The organism is Paenibacillus sp. FSL R5-0636, assembly GCF_037974255.1.
Lineage (GTDB): Bacteria > Bacillota > Bacilli > Paenibacillales > Paenibacillaceae > Paenibacillus_AQ > Paenibacillus_AQ odorifer.
Window position 1 is genome coordinate 6,689,221 of sequence record NZ_CP150232.1, and the last position, 15,171, is coordinate 6,704,391.

General features: G+C 46.7%; 12 protein-coding genes. 1 reads left to right on the forward strand and 11 read right to left on the reverse strand.

Going from position 1 to position 15,171, the window contains the following annotated elements:
• Nucleotides 1-35 precede the first annotated feature (35 nt).
• The 11 genes from MKX34_RS30550 to MKX34_RS30600 form a co-directional block, all read right to left on the reverse strand.
• Nucleotides 36-911, reverse strand: coding sequence for a M15 family metallopeptidase (locus MKX34_RS30550; protein WP_076105035.1), 876 nt, complete (start codon nt 909-911; stop codon nt 36-38).
• A 200-nt stretch (nt 912-1,111) separates the two neighbouring features.
• The gene (locus MKX34_RS30555) at nt 1,112-2,911 is read right to left on the reverse strand and encodes a DEAD/DEAH box helicase (protein ID WP_076099691.1); all 1,800 of its coding nucleotides are present in this window, start codon (nt 2,909-2,911) and stop codon (nt 1,112-1,114) included.
• A 390-nt stretch (nt 2,912-3,301) separates the two neighbouring features.
• Nucleotides 3,302-4,969 carry an AarF/UbiB family protein gene (locus tag MKX34_RS30560; protein WP_076099692.1) on the reverse strand — a complete coding sequence of 556 codons (1,668 nt, stop codon included), beginning with the start codon at nt 4,967-4,969 and terminating at the stop codon, nt 3,302-3,304.
• Complete coding sequence (locus MKX34_RS30565; RefSeq protein ID WP_036681962.1) at nt 4,970-5,317, reverse strand: phasin family protein; 348 nt, start codon at nt 5,315-5,317, stop codon at nt 4,970-4,972.
• A gap of 98 nt (nt 5,318-5,415) precedes the next feature.
• A complete protein-coding gene (locus MKX34_RS30570; RefSeq protein ID WP_036681964.1) occupies nt 5,416-6,054 on the reverse strand; it encodes a ThuA domain-containing protein in 639 nt (212 codons plus the stop codon).
• 206 nt (nt 6,055-6,260) lie between these two features.
• Nucleotides 6,261-7,073 carry a uroporphyrinogen-III synthase gene (locus MKX34_RS30575; protein ID WP_036681965.1) on the reverse strand — a complete coding sequence of 271 codons (813 nt, stop codon included), beginning with the start codon at nt 7,071-7,073 and terminating at the stop codon, nt 6,261-6,263.
• 102 nt (nt 7,074-7,175) lie between these two features.
• Entirely contained in the window at nt 7,176-9,161 is a 1,986-nt protein-coding gene (locus MKX34_RS30580; protein ID WP_339204059.1) for a methyl-accepting chemotaxis protein, read from the reverse strand.
• A gap of 248 nt (nt 9,162-9,409) precedes the next feature.
• Nucleotides 9,410-9,805: a transcriptional repressor gene (locus MKX34_RS30585; RefSeq protein WP_036681969.1), complete on the reverse strand. Its 396-nt coding sequence runs from the start codon at nt 9,803-9,805 to the stop codon at nt 9,410-9,412.
• A 91-nt stretch (nt 9,806-9,896) separates the two neighbouring features.
• Complete coding sequence (locus MKX34_RS30590) at nt 9,897-10,994, reverse strand: Ger(x)C family spore germination protein (protein WP_038573684.1); 1,098 nt, start codon at nt 10,992-10,994, stop codon at nt 9,897-9,899.
• On the reverse strand, nt 10,991-12,091 hold the full coding sequence (locus MKX34_RS30595) for a GerAB/ArcD/ProY family transporter (protein WP_076105039.1): 1,101 nt from the start codon (nt 12,089-12,091) through the stop codon (nt 10,991-10,993). The genes MKX34_RS30590 and MKX34_RS30595 overlap by 4 nt, the downstream gene beginning before the upstream one ends.
• A complete protein-coding gene (locus MKX34_RS30600; protein ID WP_076105040.1) occupies nt 12,091-13,449 on the reverse strand; it encodes a spore germination protein in 1,359 nt (452 codons plus the stop codon). The genes MKX34_RS30595 and MKX34_RS30600 overlap by 1 nt, the downstream gene beginning before the upstream one ends.
• Before the next feature lie 159 nt (nt 13,450-13,608).
• Between MKX34_RS30600 and MKX34_RS30605 the strand changes: the two genes are divergently transcribed.
• The gene (locus MKX34_RS30605) at nt 13,609-15,156 is read left to right on the forward strand and encodes an FAD-dependent oxidoreductase (protein WP_076105041.1); all 1,548 of its coding nucleotides are present in this window, start codon (nt 13,609-13,611) and stop codon (nt 15,154-15,156) included.
• Nucleotides 15,157-15,171 lie beyond the last annotated feature (15 nt).

Sequence of the window (15,171 nt, forward strand, 5' to 3'; positions counted from 1 at the left end):
CTACCCATTTCATAGGACTGCTCTCTGCGTCTGTGTTATTTCGATACCGGAATTGCGTCATAATATTCTTCCAACGTAATATCCTTCTCATTGATATAAGTTGCAATGTCCTTGCCTACATAACGGATATGCCAAGGCTCGTACTTATATCCGGTAATGTCTTGCTTACCTTCAGGATATCTGATGATAAAACCATATTCCCCTACATGCTTGGCCAACCACTCGGCTTCCTTCGTCCCACCAAAACAGCTCTCGGCGGCACATTTTCCATCACTTCCCGAGACATCAATAGCCAGCCCGGTCTGATGCTCGCTGTAGCCGGGGACTGCACTGTAAGTACGGGCTTTTTCTTCCCCATCTCTCTCCACATAACGGTTATACAAAGTCGTCTGGGTTGCCTGTGACCGGTATGCAGAAACGCCTGCTAAATAAATTCCGTCTTCCTCTGCACCTGCGAACATCTTCTCCAAGGCTTTGGCAGCTTCACTTCGCATCATACGCTTTTCGATTTTCTCTTTGAATGTAAAACGGACATCAGGATAGACAAGATCCGTTGGTTTATAATTATCAGGCAAGCCGTACTGCTTATTTACCATCACTGTAATACTATCAGGCTCTGCAGAAATAGGATCTGGAACACTACCCGCATTATCACCGCCTGATTCAGGCGGATTAGAGGGTTCAGATGGATTAGATGAATCTGGAGTATCAGATGGATCAGCTACTGCCGGGTCTGTAATCCCCCCTCCATCACTTTCCCCCGTATTCCCAGGCTCACCTTGAAGATTATCCCCCACATTTATATTAGAACCGTTACTCTCCGAAGCAGAAGGAGACGTGTACTTTCCTATTCCCCAACCGACAGCAATAACGACAATTAACAAGATTATAATTTTAAATTTTTTTGACATCTGTAAGTTCTTCCTCCTCGAAGCCGAACATTCTATTTATCTATTAGACAGGCTTTCCTTCATAAATGTTTCACTAAGAACCTAATTTAAAAATAAAAATCAATATGTTCCACGCTATAAAATAAAGGTTACCATAGGTCATTAGCTTCAGCGCTAACTACCCTATGGTAACAAGTTTCATCTATAAAACTCTACTAACTTTATCTGGAAGTGCCGCGACCGCCGCTTTTAAAGCCACCGGATCCATTGCTACGGCCACCGCGTGAAGATCCACCACCGCTGTTGCGGCCGCCTTTGCCAGCAGCGCCACCCTTGGCACCGCCGTATCCACCTTTGCTGCCTTTACCACCTTTGCCGCCTCTAGACGGGCCTGAACCATAGCCGCTGCCTAAGCCGCCACGTGGAGTGCCTCCAGTGTAGGCACCGCCGTCCGCACCTCTAGCTACGTTCTCACTGTAGCCAGTGCTTGGTCCGCCCTTCCGGTTCGCACCGCGCGAACCGGTGCTAGGCGTTGCCGCGTTGCCGCTGGCAGACGCTTCGCCTCTGGAGGCGAAGGCGCCATAGCCGCCGCCTACTCGCACTACACCGGCAGCCTTGCCGCCGCCCTTAGGAGCAGCAGCGTCATAACCGCTGCCGCCCCGCTTGCCAGCCGCCGCATCGGAACGACCGCGGCGTCCTTCTGCAGGCGCGCCCCAGCCGCCTGCTTCTTTACCGCGGCCACGGCCACCTTGCCGCGCTCCGCCTTCGCCGCGCGGAGCTCCGCCGCGGCCAGAGCCGCCGGTCTTCGGCCCGCGGCCCGTGCGCGCTGCCTCAGCGCCGCCGCTTTGGCGACCGCCGTGGCGTCCGCCGCCTTGCACAGGGATGAATTCGCCAACGCCGAATTCATCCTTCTCGTAACGACGGCGATCCAGCCGCTGCGAGATGCCATGCTCGATCAAATCCAGACCCTCTTGATCACGTGGAGATACGAAAGTAATTGCAAGCCCTTTGCCTCCAGCACGGCCAGTCCGTCCGATCCGGTGAATATAGCTATCCACATCAAGCGGCATATCATAGTTAAAGATGTGAGTAATACCTTCAACATCCAGACCCCGAGCTGCTACGTCTGTCGCTACTAGCAGCTGCAGCTTCGCATCACGGAATCTTTTCATCACGCCTTCACGTTTACCTTGGGACAAATCACCGTGCAGCTCGTCACACTCATAACCGGCTGCTTGCAGCGCTTCGTTCAGATTGGATACCCGCCGTTTCGTCCGGCAGAAAATAATAGCCAAGTAAGGACGATCCCGTTCAATGAGGGATTTGAGCGCTTCTTCTTTATTACGGTCCGAGCATTCCACTACTTGCTGTTTGATATTATCCAGCGGAATTGGAGAACCACTCTTAATGATGATATCCAGTGGCTCTTTCATGTAATTAGCAGCGAGACGTTTAATCGGATCAGGCATTGTCGCGGAGAACAACATAGTCTGACGACGATAAGGCACAGCCGTAATGATTGTCTCAACATCCTCCAAGAAGCCCATGTGCAGCATTTGATCGGCTTCGTCCAGAACGAGCATTTTTACGCCGCTAAGATCCAGCGTCTCCCGGCGCATATGATCCAAAAGTCTGCCCGGTGTACCGATGATAAGATGTCTGCCGCCTTCCAGCTTGCGCAGTTGCTTCTCTACATCCTGACCACCGTAAACCGCCAATATTTTGATATCCGTATGACGCGCCAGCTTGCGTGCCTCTTCTGTAATCTGCAAAGCCAGCTCACGTGTAGGAGCCATAATCAGCGCCTGAGGATAAGCCCGCTCCGTATGGATCTTGTCCATAATTGGCAGCAAAAAGGCCAAAGTCTTCCCTGTACCTGTCTTCGCTCTAGCTATTACGTCCAAACCCTGCACCAATGGCGGAATGGCTTCCTGCTGCACTGGCGTAGGCTTAACAATGCCTTGACCTTGAAGCAATGTACACAGTAATTCTGAAACTCCTAAATCTTTAAATCCCGGCAAATTCTCCACCTCACTATTTTCTCGGTTTAATTTGATTACATCTCTTTCTTAACTTCCGTCTTCAAAAGCCCTGTATGAGGCAGCCTGCATAGGCTGACCTGTTCTGGGGCATATGCTTCAGATTCAGCTATATTCAAACAAAAGCGGAAGAACACCGTCACCGGCATCCTTCCGTCCCATGTATCCCTTGACCCGTTAAAAGAGTGCGGTCAAAGTTCGGTTTCTGGGCAGCAGCGATCCACCGGACGTTAAGACGGCACTCCATTTGCGTTCCATTCCACTTTATACAATAGAAGTAAAGTTAAGCTTAGAAAGTTATCTTTTATATTGTACTTGATAGAAAGGCATTTGTGTGAAACTGCTGAAGAATAATTATTCAAATCCCTTAAGCTAGAACCTTCCCGATTTAAAAATCGCATAGATCAGCCATAAGAACATCAGAAGTGCCACCACGCTGCCAATCTCCACTGTAGGGAAATTCCATAACACTGAAGGCTGTCCACGCATCGCAGTACCAATAATGAGTCCTGTCATGATGATGCTAAACGCGAGCATCACAATACTGAATGCTAAACGGTTACCTACCCGGTCCAGCTTACGCTCCAGATTCTGCATCTCGGGTGCCACAATCTCCACCTTAATCTTTCCCTTACTGATCAGCGCGGATAACTGCTTAGCCTGCCCAGGAAGCTCCAGCAGACTCTCTGTTAAATCCGCTACGCCTCCCAGAAACTTGCGCTGCAAACGACTGCCGCTAAAGCGCTGCTTTACTAGTTCCCGCCCAAAGGGTTCCGCCATTTCCAAAATACTGATGGTTGGATCTAAGTTGCTGATAACTCCCTCCAGCGTGAGCATTGTCTTCCCTAACATCGTCAAATCTGGCGGCAGCACTAGACGATGTTTTCGCGCTATGCCAAACAGATCATTCAGGGCTTTGCCTATACTCATTTTGCTAAATGGAACATCATAATATTCATCCCGCAGCCGATCCATATCATCATGCAGCGCGCTTCGATCAGCATCCTCAGGAATGACTCCAAGACGCAAAATTGCCCGGACCATTGCATCCGTATTTTTGCGCATTAGAGCGATAATAAGTGCAGATAGCTGCTCCTTCATCTCCTCATTCAGCCGACCCATCATGCCAAAATCAATCAAAGCCAGCTTTCCATCACCCATCCGTATAACATTGCCCGGATGAGGATCAGCATGGAAAAAACCATGAATGAAGATTTGTCTAAGCATCATCTCCACAAGTTGCTGTGCGATGGCTTTAAGCTTAACGCCGTTACTCAACAGCTCATCGCGACGACTCAGCGTTGTCCCTACCACATATTCCATCGTCAGCACTCGTGCTGACGTATAGTCCCAATAGATATCCGGGATGTACACTCCCTCATAATCCATCTGCTGATCGATTTTCTCTGCATTACGCCCCTCTTGGCTATAATCCAGCTCGCCAAGCAGCGATTTAGAGAACTCCTCTACCATACGGCACAGCTGATATTGCCTCGCCCAGCTGAGCCGCTTTTCAGCAAGCGTGCTTAAATCTTTGAGAATTTCCAAATCCCTGCTCATCGTTCGCAGAATACCAGGACGTTGAACTTTAACAGCTACGACTTGTCCACTGTGAAGTACAGCCCTATGCACCTGACCAATGGATGCCGCAGCAAGTGGCGTATCCTCAAAAGAGTTAAAGATTTCATCCATATGCTGATCCAGTTCCTGCTCAATGATCGCGCGCACGCGGTCGACAGGAAAAGGAGGCACATTATCCTGTAGTTTTACCAATTCCTGAATAATAGAATCAGGCAGCAGATCTGAACGGGTACTGGCGAGTTGTCCCAGCTTAATAAAGGTTGGACCCAAATCCTCCAGCACCAGCCGAATCCGCTCCCCGAGCGTAAGGCTTGTGTGTGCTTCCTGCGTTACAAGACGACGTGGAAGGGATAGTAAGTGATAGAGCCCCAGCTCTTCCACCATATAGCCAAAACCATGGCGCATAAGCGCCATGGCGATTGCCCGGTAACGTCCGGCATGTCTAATGCGTACTGCCATTTAGTCCGAACGCGTTTCCGCCGATGTTCCCTCTAGATGGGAAATTCCCTCTAGCTCGGCCAACCGGCGCTCCAATACTGCAATTCGCCCTTCCAGCTCGGCAATATCGTTTTGTACAGGCACATTCATTTCCTTCAGCACGCGTTGTACTTGCTCTTGTACAGCAGACTTGAACATGCCTCGTTCTTCCTCACCACGTTCAATCAACCGATCGACGAGAGCCCTAGATTCCGAAGGAGCAAGCTCCCCGCGTTTCACTAGTTCTTCAACAACCTTCTCTACTTTTTCCTTACTGACAATGGTGAGGCCCACTCCTAAAGAGATCGCTTTTTTAAACAAATCACTCATGGCACTTTCCTCCCAAAGATTCCGTTTCATTACATAACGGAGTTTATGATTAAAGTATACCCCACTGTGTACGTATTTCAAAAAAAACACAACATTCCTTAGTTAGTGACCGGAATACGGGCAGCCCAAGTAGCCGCCTGTAGAATTAGTTTACGTAGTGCCGGATGACGGAAGGAGGGTTCATGATGACCAGGCATTAGGAATACTACTCGTCCTAAACCGTAGCTATGGCACCATGCAGCTGGAATCCATTGACCCTCCGATTCATATTGAAGCAGAATAGTCCGCTCTGTGAACGGGTCAAATTCAAAATGATATGGCTCCTCATCCAATTGGAAATCTTCCACACCTTCGGTGATGTCATGCTCCAGCACCTTGAAGTTCATCGGTTCGTAAGCCGTGTGTCCGTTAAAACGACCCCCTATTAGCTGAGCAAGCTCGTTACGTTTCGTCAACGAAGCTCCCGTATGAAGAACAATGAGTCCTCCTCCTCCACTTACATAGCTGAGCAAACCAGCCGTTTGTTGAGGGGAGACTGTTTCGTTCCACAATTCATTGTAAGCGATACATAGGTCATAACTTGCTAAATGCTCAATGCGCATTAATTTTTTATTTTCTGAACATTGCACGGTTAATAAATCATTTAAGATCTCGCTAATTTGTTGGTCCACTCCTTGAAGTGGATGAAACCGGGGATGGGTGTAATCACCAAGTAATAGACATTTTCTCTTGTCCATGGGATCCTCCTCCTTATTCGTTGTTATTATTCGTCACATGTTGCCTATATTCTAAGGAAAACTGCCGCGAATGTCCATGCAGATGGCAGGTATATTGCTCTTTGGACTTATTTTTCCCGGGTAAAAAAGCATCCCCGGCCATGATAACAGGCGGGAATGCTTCTGTGTGATAACGTCATTCGTGTAAAGCTGACGCAACTTGTGACTTAGCGATTCGCCGCCACATATTTGCCTAGCTCTACAATCATGCTTCCCATCCGTTCATGCTCAGGCATAATGATACGCTGTACGCCCTCTTCTTTAAGAGCCTCAGAGGTAATCCGCCCTACAGAAACAGCAAGCACTTTATCCTCGAAAGACTTCAGCATTTCGTCCAGCTTTCCCTGTTCCCGGGCAAATTGACAGAGGAAACGAAACTGTGGTGCACTCGTAAAAGCCACGGCATCAATTTTGCCTGATATGATTTCTAGAAGCAATCTTTCCAGTTCGCCCGGCTCAGGTGGGGTATGGCGATAAGGCAACACTTGGCGGGTAGTAGCCCCAGCCTCCTGCAGCCATGCAAGCATATGAGGAGCTGGATCTCCGTGCAGCTGAAGAACGACTTCTTTCCCCTGCAAATTCAGGGATTGAAGCCCACGAATCAATCCGATTGTACTTCCGTCGTCGTCACGAACCTCCGGCGTAAGTCCTCTTTTTTTCAAAGCATTCACTGTCTTATAACCCCGTGCGGCAATAATAGAACCAGAAAGTACTTCTAAGAAACGTTCTTCGATCCCCATTCGCTCAGCCATATCGAAGAGAGCATCAAGTCCCATCCCTGTAGTCAGGATCGCCAAGTAGGGAGGCTGATTGATCCATGCATTCAAACCTTCCAGCAATGCCTCATCATCAAGAAATACAGTCCCTTGAGCAGGTCGGCATACTGCCGTCCCCCCCATATTCTGAACCAACTTGGCCATTTCTTCCGATTTGCGTGGACCCGCCAAGGCGACAGTGAACCCTTTTAATTGCTCTGCCATTTCCTATTATCTCTCCTCTCTCCATTGCCTAACCCAACATTATTGTTTATCAGTATACTTGCAAAGGAGTTGAAAAGGGAAGATAAAAAGCCGGTTCTCCTATCAGAAATCATTCTTATTGCCAGAAGCGTGTATCTTAAAGCGGCTCGCCAGCTTTTGCAGTTCTTCTGCAAGACGGCTAAGGTCGGTAGACGAAGATGCCATCTCCTCTACAGAAGCAAGCTGTTCTTGTGCGGCAGTTGCGATAGTTTCCGTATTCACAGCCGCCTCTTCCGATATGCCGCGAATTTCCCCAATAGCCTTCTCCATATGATTAGACTCCACCAATAAGGTCTGCACAACCCCGCCCATGGCTTCAATCTTCTCCGCGGCACTCTTTACTGCTCTTCGGATACGGGAGAAAGAACGGCCGGAAGTATCCACAGCCTCAATGCCTTCGGATACACGCTGTCTGGTGTCTTCCATCGTATGAGTTACCAGCAGCATTTCACTATTAATAGCGGTAATCTGCTCGGCAATCAAATGTGCGGATCTCTCTGATTCCTCTGCCAGCTTACGCACCTCGGCAGCAACCACCGCAAATCCACGCCCTTGTTCCCCGGCTCTGGCTGCCTCAATGGAAGCATTGAGGGCCAGCAGATTGGTCTGGCGGGCAATCCCTGTGATAACGCCAACAATACCCTCAATTTGACTGGTTCTCTCATTCAGTTTGTCAATTACACTGCCTAGCTCTCCGACCGTTTCATGGATACCATTGATTTTGTCCACTACGCTGATAACCGAATCATTGCCTTCTGATGCTGAGAGTGAGGTCTTGTCCATCATTGTAGATACTTGCTCCATATATGTGGAAATCTGCTCGACCTCGCTGGCTGTAGCAGCAGTGCTCTCCATTCCTTTTCGTACACTAACCACCTGTCGCTCCGTCCCTGCTGCTACGTCCTGAATCGCTATGGTTACCTGCTCAATCGTTTGGGCAGTCTGATCCGCACTAGCCGTCAGTTCTTCCGCTGAGGAGGATACATTGCTTGTCATCTCCTGCACGCCAATAATCATCTCGCGCAAGCTAATCACCATTAATTGAAAATTCTCTGCCAGCAGCCCTATTTCATCTTTACGGAAAACACCCATGTCTTCCGACAGATCACCTTTGGCTATCACTGCAGTTGCTTTCCGCAGCCGGAAAAGCGGTCTCAAAATCGATTGAATATTAAAATAGATCACAACCAGCGCAAGCAGAACGGAAACTACAATAACAAGCAGAGCTGTATCGCGGATTCCACTAGTTGCTGAGTTAACCTCATCAATGCTGATCGTACCTCCGATTCTCCAACCCGTCAGTTCATTGACCATAAAGGTCATCTTTTTGGACGTATCCTTGAAAACATAATCGAAGACCCCTTGTTCTTTCTCGAACATTTTCTTTACAAAATCATCGGACGATTCCTGCCCGATAGCCTCTGTAGGGTGAACTAGAAACTTCTTGCTGTTATCAACGATGAGGATATAACCTTCCTTCCCTACCTTAATTGAGGTCAGCTCCCCTAAAGTAGACAGGTTGAGATTCATTGTGATCACCCCATCACCGCCCATAAGAACCGTTGATATCGCAACCGCGGTTTCCTTATTTACGGTTTGAAAAGCAGGAGAAATCACAGCCCCTTTCCCTTGCTTCAGAGAATTAATATAGGCGCTTTCCTGCCTTGGATCATAACCCTCCGGCAGCTTAGCATCTAAAGCATGAATAGCCTTGCCATTGCTTGTACCCACATAAATGTCCAGTACATCCGGATGCAGCGCCACATATTCCTTCAGTCTGGCTTTTACAGCAGAGGAAGTCCCCCCAGATCCCTCACTGTTGATCCCCTCAGATGAAAATTCCGCGGCAAAATAAGAAATCGCATCTATTTTGGATTGAATATTAGAGTTAATGATTTCATTTACGGCCAGCACACTTTCGGTAGCATTGTTCACCAGTTGATCTTCCACTTCCTGGCTGGCAGCTTGATAGGTTCGCCAGCCTATTATAATACTGGGCAGCAGCAGTATTATTAGGTATGTAAGAATTAACTTGGTACGGATAGTCATACCCGCATTTTTTTTCATAGATGTCATCATCTCTCTCTCATCTGAGTCTTAGGCAAGGATACATTTACCAGACTTAATATATAATTTTATATCTGTTTTAGGAACCGATTTTCCTCCTATCTTTCTTCGTTTTTCTCATTTTTTTTGAGAATTGTCATATAAATGCAACAAAAAAGGCCGCCTCAATGAAAGCGGTCTCTTCCGATATACTTATTATTGCCGCGGCACAGGGCTCCGGCACCTCTATCCTAATTATTCTTTTTGTTCTTACAGTTCGGGCAGACGCCCCCAAATACTACATGGGCATGACCAATGGTATAACCGGTATCCTTGGCCACTGTATCCATCCATTCACGCGGAACTTGATTCATAACCTCATCTACTGCTCCACAAACCTCACAAATGATATGCTGGTGATCATCCATACGTGCGTCATATCTGCTGGCAGCTTCACCAAGCTTAAGCTCACGAATCATTTGTTTATCTGAAAGATAACGCAGAGAGTTATATACAGTACCGTATGCTAAGCTATGTCCCTGCTCTACTAGCCGATTCATCACTTCCGCAGCAGTAGGATGGTCATGTGAATTAAGGACGATATCGTAAACGGCTTGACGTTGGGAGGTCAAATTTAGACTTTTCATTCCTATCATCCTCTAACTTATTTTTAGATCAAGTATAAATCTTGTGGATGGGAACGTCAATCCCATTTTTATCCACATGTTACTTTACAAGCTACCTAATCATTCCTGAATATTTAATATCTACATCAGCCTTCACTTGGAAATCAAGTTTAGAATAGAGCTCCTTCCACACTTTCATTTCCGTATCGTTATTAAAGTGTCTTGCTCCATAATGCAGCCCCCAACCAAAGGGATCAAGGCCACTTGCTTGAATTTTGGTCAGCAATGCTAAGATATCCTCTTCCAGTTCTTTTCCCCCAGCAACTGCAATTTTCTCCAGCATGCTATGAGTCACCAGATCTGGGCTACTACTCTCTTCGAGAATACCTTTTATCTTAATATGATAACGAATAGTAGCTTTCCCTTGCTCTGGTGTCACGATTTTATAGTGCGAGGATGACCTCTCTGTGTAATATTGAAACATAATTCCCTCGGAATGGGCGGGTAAGTTAGTCCTAAGATTCGGGCGTGACAGCAGATTATATAGCCGGGTCTCATTTGGCGTAAGAACCATTTTGATTTTCTCATTATTCAGCAGAGCAATTTTATCAATTAAAAACTCCTTTTCCCCTTTAGTCTCGATAATCGGCAGGATCGGATCAATCCCCTCCTCAAAAACATTTCTCATCAGCTGATAGGAATACACACTAGAAATAAATGGAGACTCCGTGCCTTGTCCACTCATAGCCAGGATAAGAGAATTCGATGGGATACGCTCTGATTCGGGTCTTACCTTCAGCACTTGAAGTGCTTCCGGACGCCCTATTGCAAAATTAATAATAAGCTGTATATCTCTACGTCGCACGGCCCAATCCATAACATGGAGAATATCTTTACGGGCAACCTCCTCCCCCAAAATAATTGATTTACAATGGGAGTAATCAAGCTCCTTTTCCACTCTGGATTTCATTCTACGGAGGGCTTCCGAAATGCTTGGAGACTCCTCCGTCAAGATCTGCATCTTCTCATCAATCTTGGTAACATCCCCCTGAGGGATGGCAAGCTTTAAGCTAATCTTAAAATTCCCTTCTTCTGCACCTTGGTCAACGCCGATTGCTAACACGAAAATCCGCAAATCAATCTCCTTGAAGTCACAACCAGGAAGAAGAAGGAGTAAGGTAATCCCAATTCCAGCAAGTACTCTTCTCACAGCTTCCCCCTCCTAACTTTGCGATAACAATAAAACAGCAGAGCGATGATGAACATCTCACCAAACCAGCGAATTTGCAGAAACCAGGCACCAAACATGTTAAGCTGATATTGATCCAGCCCCATTAAGGACAGAACCATCGCGCTAAACAAGCTTAGAATGCCCCACTCTTTCCAGCGTTCTGCTTTTGGGGAATGTTTTTTTACAGATGAAAGGGCACCTTTAAAAAGCTCTAAACCTCCATGCCAATGAACAATTACACTTACCAGAGACAAACTCAAATAGGCAAAATAAAAAATAAACAGCATCCGTTCAATAATAAAGGATTCCATCCGAATACTGTCGGCCGTCGAGAACCATGTATACACATGTTTATCAATAGCAACGGTTCCGAAATAACCGATGGGAACTAACAAAGTCAAGAGCAATACGAACAGTCCCTCCACCCCTAAAATCCAGACATGCTTCAGCTTCAGTCCATGAAATACCCGATTAAATATGGCCAGGTTTAAGTAACCACTAAACGAAAAGGTGGCCGCCGAAAGGCTCATTAGGTCCGGCTTATGCCAGAAGTATGTAGTGACCTGCAGAACAGAATCCCAATTGAAGTCCGGATTGATTAACGCTTTTACGAGGCCATAAATAATTAACGGTAAGGTTACGCTGAGAATGATTTCAAGCCCATACAAGAGTGATAAAGAATCGAAGCGACAGCAGATGCAGACCAAGACTAAAAAACTGATCACAACCGTATAGGGATTCGAATCCGGACTGATAAACCGCAGCGTGATATCTACAAAGGAAAGCAATGTAACTCCCCCGGCCACACACCATAAGCCAGCAAAAAGGACCAATAAGAGTCTGGCTAACTTCTTAGGAAGCAAAGAGTCAAATATTTCCGGAAATCCCTTGCCGGGGAATTTAGCAATCAGTACAGTAAATATATAGACAAACAAAGTGCCCAAGATCGTTCCGATTAGGATGGACATCAAAGCACCACCAAAACGTCTGTCTATTAGTTCCCTTGGAACAAAATTAATGATGTTGATCAGGCTGTTCATCAGAAAAAGACAGTAGAAATAACGGCTTTTGGCCATCAATGCTCTCCACCCTTCTTCTTGCCGAGATTATCGAGAAAAAACAATCTGAAATAAGGTTGTCCGAAGCTGCGCTGTTTGCATAAATACATGGCAAATCCCACGACACAGACCACTACCCCAACCAATCCTAAAAAAGCTGCGGCAAAAAGAAAAATATACTTCAGCACACGTATGGACAAGCTCATCATATTCAGCGGAATTAGAAAATTGGATATCGCAACAGCTGAAACCAATATAATCATGATATTCCCTACAAGTCCTGCTGCCGTCGCTGCCTGCCCCAAGATAAGCCCCCCTACAGTTGTAGCCGTTGGACCAATCGCCTTGGGGAGCCGTAAGCTCGCCTCAGTCAGAAACTCCATCATCATGAGCATTAAAAGCACTTCCACAAAAGATGGATAAGGTACTGTTGCACGACTACCCGAAATAAGCAGTGCAATCTGCACCCGAATAATTTCTGGATTATACGAGGTGAGGGTTACATAGAACGCAGGCAGCCAAAGTGTCATGCCTACACCGATAATCCGCAAAAGCTTCAGAAAACGCCCCACGATAGGAAATTGGATTTTATCATCCATGGATGTGAAAAAGTCATTAAAAATAGACGGCAGCACTATCGCATAACCCGTAGTATCAAGCATTATCGCTACTTTTCCTTCAGACAAATTAAACACAACCCTGTCCGGTCTTTCGGTGATAATGGACTTCGGGAGTATTCTTAATTTATCACTGCTTATAAACTTCTCAAGTTCGCCTGTAGCCTGCAAAATATCAACCTTTAACGTCCCCATTTTCTCACGTAATTCCTTTAAAACATTCTTATCCACCCGACTGTCATCGTATAGAATCGCTATCTTTGTTTTGGAGACATCGCCGATGACCATGGTCTCCATTTTGAGATTGGTGGATTGATATCGCCGACGAATCATGTTCATATTCACTGCAATATCCTCAGTTAGTGCATCTGAAGGTCCCTGAGAAATGCTTTCTGCAGATGTTTCATTAACCCCACTAATCTCCGTATTCATAGCATCAAAGAAACAGAACGTATCCTTCAAGCCCAGAAGAATATAACCGCTGAGCAAAAGCTCGATCGCTTTATCTCTCGTAGTCGCCTCTTCACTGCCCGGATACGTCATAATGTAATTTTGGTAAGCGTTGATATTCTCCATCTCATAGAACGGTGTGATTACATTTCGGCTGAGGATCTGCGAATCCGCAACGCTTTTGATATAAAGTAGGTCGACCTGCCCAAAAGAGGTAACGATCGTCTTATCGATTAAATCCGCGAACCCGTTCAGCTGGTCTTTGATCCATTCCAGAGAAATATTGTCCTTATCCTGTTGAACTGACATGGAACATCATCCCTCCTATTTGTCCTTTACGTCCCGGATCCCCCCTTATTTTGGCACTGTTTCTTTGAATTCATGCACTGCACAATTGAACGGGGAGTTTCTTTTCACAGGACTGTGGTAATAAATGAGATGAGGATTGTACAGATGGAGGGATAATAGATGGACCCAAACCGTAAGATAACGCAAAGTCTTCCACAATTTCCGGAATCATTATGGAGAGATACCACGGATTTACCGACTTTTCCAAAGCTGGCTGAAGATATTTCTACAGATGTGGCAGTGGTAGGCGGTGGAATTACAGGCATTACAACAGCCTATCTCCTCAGCAAAGCAGGCTACAGAGTCACGCTCTTGGAAGCAGGGGAAATTCTAAGTGGTACTACGGGTTTTACCAGTGCAAAAATCTCAGCACAGCACGGGCTAATCTATCATCATTTGATAAAACATTTTGGGCAGGAACAAGCCCGGCTCTATTATCGTTCGAACAGCGAGGCTATGAATTGGATCCAGAATACTGCTGAGGAACTTGAAGTATCCTGCGGCATGAAACATGAGGCAGCTTTTCTGTACGCGGATGCTGAAGATCATAAGACGCTTAAACAACTGGAGGAAGAGTATAAAGCCTATGAACAATTGGGTCTGCCCGGAGAGTGGCTAGATAACGTCTCTATCCCTTTGATGGCCAGTGGTGCCATTAAATTACCAGGACAAGCCCGCTTTCACCCGCTGCAATATCTGAAGGGCCTGCTGAAGGTCATTCAGGATAAAGGTGGCGTAATCTATGAGCATACGATGATGGCAGATAAGGTGGAGAAGAACGATAAGCTTACGCTTTTTACTGAAAAGGACGAGTATCGGATCACCTGCCGCTACGCCGTTTCAGCTTCTCATTTCCCCTTCTACGATGGAGGAGCATTATATTTCTCGCGGCTGCATGCTGAACGTTCCTACTGTCTGGCGATCCAGCCTGAAACGGATTTTGAGGGTGGAATGTATCTAAGCGCAAGCGAACCCACCCGTTCTCTGCGTGCAGTAGAGTGGGAAGGCAGGAATCTGGTCATTGTCGGGGGAGACAATCATAAGACAGGCCAGGGCATCTGTACGATAGGACATTATGAGAACTTGGAGCTATTCGCAGGAAATCTGCTCGGCATCAAAACAATCCCTTACCGCTGGGCAGCACAGGATTTAATCACCCTAGACAGAGTGCCCTACATCGGCAAGATTTCGGACAACGCAGAGATTTATATCGCCACAGGTTTTGGAAAATGGGGCATGACAAGCGGTACGCTGGCCGCACAGATCATCTCGGATCAGATTCAGCGCAAAGATAATCCGTATACCGAATTGTACGATCCGTCCCGCTTCAAAGCTGGCACCAGCCTAAAAAACTTCATCGTGCAAAATGCCAATGTGGCAAAAGAGCTCGTGGCGGGCAAAGTGGAAATCGTCCATAAAAAGACAACTGATTTGGAAGCTGACGAAGGAGCCGTTGTGTTCCATGATGGCAAACGTGTAGGAGCTTATAAGGATCCAGAAGGTAAACTTCATCTGGTGGATAGAACCTGTACCCATATGGGCTGTGAATGCGAATGGAACAACGGGGATCGTTCCTGGGATTGCCCTTGCCACGGCTCCCGTTTCTCCTACGATGGCGAAGTTTTAGAGGGCCCTGCTTCGGTACCGCTGACGAAACTCCATGAATAATACTTTTCATGAAAA